Source organism: Weizmannia agrestimuris (genome assembly GCF_943193165.1).
In the GTDB taxonomy this organism is placed as follows: domain Bacteria; phylum Bacillota; class Bacilli; order Bacillales; family Bacillaceae_C; genus Weizmannia; species Weizmannia faecalis.
This window is the reverse complement of record NZ_CALPDC010000089.1, coordinates 1-3,674: the sequence shown is the minus strand read 5'-3', so window position 1 is coordinate 3,674 and position 3,674 is coordinate 1. Positions and strand designations below refer to the sequence as shown.

Here is a 3,674-nt window from a genome sequence, read left to right as displayed (position 1 = left end):
CTATTTCATCACACAGTTTAGATAAAAGTTGAGACGGCCCCACATGTAAGGTTAAAATTTGATCTGACATAAAAATTCCCTCGTCTTCCCCTAGTTTAGATAATCATTCAATTCTACAAAGAAGGGGAAAATTCCTTTAAAAAAATCATAAAATGGAAAAATTTACGTGCGGAATATGCGTTATAAAAGAGATTGGAAGAATAATCCACAATTTTTATAGGACTTTTGTATGAGGGATTTATCGTATTTTTAAAGCTGCTAACCCTGATTTTCAGAGTAGTTCAGTAATTCTGCGGAGGTCAGTTAGTACCAACTGATCAGCAGCGGGTCTGCGGATGGATTCCAATTAAAAGTTGGGACTTTCAATCTGAAAAAATATGACAAGGTTCTTCATAGGACAGGAAACTATGGCCCCATTGTTTGGTAACAGACAAATTTTCAACTTGTGGCATCATGGGGAAGGTGAGATATCATATGAATAAGTTGCCAGTTACAACAAAATTTTGTCGAATTGTATAGTCTTGGATGGAAAAATGTTATATAATTTAAATAGTTTACACATAAATGATTTTGGGGGAAATGATGAAAAAACTGAGGATCTTTTTATCCATTTTACTGGTGGTTGTTGTATTGGGCGGCGGGGTGGCTTATTTTGCTTACCAAAAGCTGCAGCCAGAGAACCATTTTAAAAACGTGCCGACCGTCTCTAAAACCGGGAACAATCCGGGTAGCCAAGGCACAACAACACCCAAAATGAAGGAAAACGTATTCAATGTCCTTTTACTCGGTTCAGACGAACGGAAAGGGCAGAAGGTAGGACATTCGGATTCGATTATCTTGCTTCATGTCGATCTGAATAAGCACAAGTATAACATGGCCAGCATTCCCCGTGACACGCGCGTGTATCTTGATGGCTACGGCTATACGAAACTGACAAGCGTGCAATATATTAAACAAGCAACAGGTGGCACAACAGCCGGGATTAAAGCCGCTATCAATTCAATCAGCCAATTGACAGGCGTACCGGTCAACTATTATGTGGAAACGAATTATGAAGGCTTGCAGTCGATGGTGGATGCGCTGGGGACGATTGATGTGGATGTGCCGTTTGATGTAAAACTGACACACCCTTGGTACCCGGAAAACAAAGGGAAAGTCATTGCACAAGGTACACAGACGCTTGACGGGGAAATGGTGACAGAGCTGGTACACGAGCGGTATTCGTTAAAAAACGTGGACTATGACCGCCAGCTGTTGCAAGAAAAAGTGCTGATCAGTATTGCCAAAACCGCACTCCAGCCAAAAAATTTAACAAAACTGCCAAAACTGGTGGACAAATCATCTGATTTTGTCATTGCTACCAATATGTCAAAAACAGATATCGCGAGTCTCGGTCTGCTTGTAAAAAATCTTAACACAGATAAGCAAGTGACCTATTACCAGCTGAACGGCACATCGAAAAGCATGTACGACGATATTTTAAAAAACAACAACTCAGAAATCGTCCTCGACCAAACGGCATTGAAAAAGACAATGGAGCATTTTGAATAAAAGGTCCGGAATTGGGATTATGATTTGCATAATGGAGCTGGGAATAAGTGGGGACAATTTAGGTTTCAAACGAATTTTATCCACTTGAATTTTTTGGAAAGTGAACGGCCAGAAAAAGCGGCCATCTACTTTGCATGGAAAATAAATAGATTGCTGCGTAAGCTAATAGGGTTAATTACTTTTTCTGTATGTAAAGGCCCGGTATTTTGAAGGCAGATAAGAGCAAGGTTCCAGATAAGGTTGCTTTGTTTTTACGGAGGCATGATGGGAGGGGCCGGGTCATAAATATTTTATAAGTCTGGTGTACAACGCCGGAAATCTAATTCAGTGGGGGTATTATAATGGCATTAATTTTATACGCCGTCTTTATTGCAATTGCGCTTTATGTTTTAAATGGCATGGCATTTATGAAGCTGGCCCAAAAAGCCGGGCGCGGGGATATTGCCTGGATGGCTTGGGTTCCGGTCTGTAACGTGATCCAGCAGCTTCTTTTGATTAAGAAAAGCGGATGGTGGGTGCTCATTCTGCTCGTCCCGTTTGTGAACTTTATTTTTATGATTATTTGGCAAGTTAAATTGCTTCATGCATTCGGCAAGCATGGCGCCTATGTGCTGTTGTATATTTTTATCGGCATTGTTTATCAAATTTTATGGATCGTATGGGCATTTTCCGACGAGACGGAGTACGTGGAAAGGGAAGCAGTGTGAAGCAGTGTAAGGATAAAAAGATGCCGGCGTTTGGTCCGGCATCTTTTTATTATCATGAAGCTAAAGTGGGAAAGCTGCTCTGTTGTTTTAAAAGGGAAACGATCACGAGGCCCACTGCTGTTTTTGGATCCAACAATATACCTGTTAAGGCAAATCATTGCCGGCAGCAAAATAAATATCATACCAGTCTCGGCGGGTAAGACTTACTTTTGATGCTTCTGTAATTTTTTTCAGCCTTTCCGGGTTCATTGTTCCGGCAATGACTTGGATTTTTGCTGGATGCCTTAAAATCCACGCGGTCGCGACGGCCTCTTTGGACACGCCTTGTGCTTGTGCCAATTGGCCAAGTTTTTCGTTCAATTCCGGGAATTTTGGATCATCGATAAAGACGCCCTCAAAGAATCCGTACTGGAACGGCGACCAAGCTTGAATGGTGATATCATGCAGGCGGGAATATTCCAGAATTCCGCCGTCATGGTTGATGCTGCGTTCGTCTTTCATATTGACGTGCATCCCGAAGTCAATCATACCGGTATGCGCGATGCTGAACTGCAACTGGTTGACAATCAGTTTTTGAGAAATGTATTTTTGGACAAGATCTACTTGGTACGGATGGAAGTTGCTGACCCCGAACTGGCGGACTTTGCCGGCATTTTGTAGCTCTGAAAAAGCTTCGGCAATTTCTTCTGGTTCCATTAACGGATCAGGACGGTGAAGCAGGAGTATATCCAGGTAATCGGTTTGGAGCCGTTCCAGAATACCGTCAACCGCTTGTAAAATATGCGATTTGGAAAAATCATACATTTTGTCGCCGATGCCGCATTTTGATTGGAGAATGATATCTTCCCGTTTGATGGAACTGTTTTTCAGCGCATTTGCAAAAATTTTCTCTGATTCTCCTTTTCCGTATATATCGGCATGATCAAAGAAATTGATGCCATGCTCGACTGCTGTTTCAATCATCGTTTGTGCCTCTTTTTCCGATAACGCATTCATCCGCATGCAGCCTAAAGCAACTTCTGATCCCAATATACCGCTCTTGCCAAGATTGATATGATTCATCTTCATACCTCCTGTAAAATGCTTCACATTTTATTATGGATTTGGATCATCTGCAAAGTCAAAGAAAAGCACTCGCATAACCAGGGGACGACGGATCAAATTTGCAAATTGAAAAATCTACTTGAAAAACGAACGTTTGTCCTTTATAATAAAACTGAAAAATAAGAAAAGGAGTGCTGCCATTGGAACTTGTAATGGAAAAACATGCCGGTTATCACGTGCATGACCGTTTGTTTAAGGAGCTGATCCAAACTTTTTTCAGGAGTTTATGGATGCCTTTTTCCCGGATCTTTCAGCGGATCTCGACTACCGCCGGGTGCGGTTTTTGTCGCAGGAACAGTTTACGGACTTTCC

The 3,674-nt window shown here is 41.8% G+C and carries 3 protein-coding genes and 1 pseudogene; 3 read left to right on the top strand and 1 reads right to left on the bottom strand.

Going from position 1 to position 3,674, the window contains the following annotated elements:
- Positions 1-582: 582 nt before the first annotated feature.
- On the top strand, positions 583-1,551 hold the full coding sequence (locus NFR98_RS15600; protein WP_251460578.1) for an LCP family protein: 969 nt from the start codon (positions 583-585) through the stop codon (positions 1,549-1,551).
- A gap of 341 nt (positions 1,552-1,892) precedes the next feature.
- Complete coding sequence (locus NFR98_RS15595; RefSeq protein WP_251460575.1) at positions 1,893-2,258, top strand: DUF5684 domain-containing protein; 366 nt, start codon at positions 1,893-1,895, stop codon at positions 2,256-2,258.
- A gap of 144 nt (positions 2,259-2,402) precedes the next feature.
- Here NFR98_RS15595 and NFR98_RS15590 read toward each other — a convergent pair whose 3' ends face one another.
- Complete coding sequence (locus NFR98_RS15590) at positions 2,403-3,320, bottom strand: aldo/keto reductase (protein ID WP_251460572.1); 918 nt, start codon at positions 3,318-3,320, stop codon at positions 2,403-2,405.
- Between the two features lie 182 nt (positions 3,321-3,502).
- Between NFR98_RS15590 and NFR98_RS15585 the strand changes: the two are divergent.
- A pseudogene (locus NFR98_RS15585) lies at positions 3,503-3,674 on the top strand (DUF4351 domain-containing protein); the annotation flags it as partial.

What these genes read in the sequence shown, in the direction of transcription:
- NFR98_RS15595 (WP_251460575.1), top strand. Translation starts at nt 1,893, where the DNA reads ATGGCATTAATTTTATACGCCGTCTTTATTGCAATTGCGCTTTATGTT.
- NFR98_RS15600 (WP_251460578.1), top strand. Translation starts at nt 583, where the DNA reads ATGAAAAAACTGAGGATCTTTTTATCCATTTTACTGGTGGTTGTTGTA.
- NFR98_RS15590 (WP_251460572.1), bottom strand. Translation starts at nt 3,320, where the DNA reads ATGAATCATATCAATCTTGGCAAGAGCGGTATATTGGGATCAGAAGTT.